Origin of the sequence: Bradyrhizobium sp. RP6 (assembly GCF_003837805.1) — a bacterium.
Taxonomy (GTDB): Bacteria; Pseudomonadota; Alphaproteobacteria; order Rhizobiales; family Xanthobacteraceae; genus Bradyrhizobium.
In genome coordinates this window covers 1-449 of record NZ_RQIT01000072.1, presented here as the reverse complement: position 1 = coordinate 449, position 449 = coordinate 1, and the positions used below count along the sequence as shown (strand labels likewise).

The window sequence follows — 449 nt, the reverse complement described above, 5'->3', positions numbered from 1 at the left end:
GGTTTACATATTTGTCGGGAAAACCTGGAGAACGGGTATACAGGACAGGGGATATGGTGGAACGTAAAAATGGGAATTATTACTTTCTTGGACGTGCTGACTATCAGTTAAAAATAAACGGATACCGTATAGAACCAGAGGAGATAGAACAGGCTGTGCTCCGGTTAACGGAAGTGTCAGAAGCGGTGGCTGTGCCTGATACTGAAACAAAGACACTCTATTTATTTGTAAAAGCAGATACTGAGATATCGGGAGATCAGATTGCAGAATCCCTTAAAGAAGCCCTCCCTGCTTACATGATACCTCACCACATTGTTTTAACAGATACCTTCCCACGTACATTTAATCAGAAGATAGACAGAAAAAAACTGATTGGATATTATTTAAATAAGCAAGCAAATTCTTATGATATCTCCTTGCTTACAGAGTTATGGAAACAAGTATTAAAA

General features: G+C 38.8%; 1 protein-coding gene. It reads left to right on the top strand.

Annotation, left to right across the window (positions count from 1 at the left end):
* Positions 1-53: 53 nt before the first annotated feature.
* The coding region (locus tag EHH60_RS36920) for an AMP-binding enzyme (RefSeq protein WP_148090228.1) at positions 54-449 on the top strand (396 nt) is incomplete at its 3' end.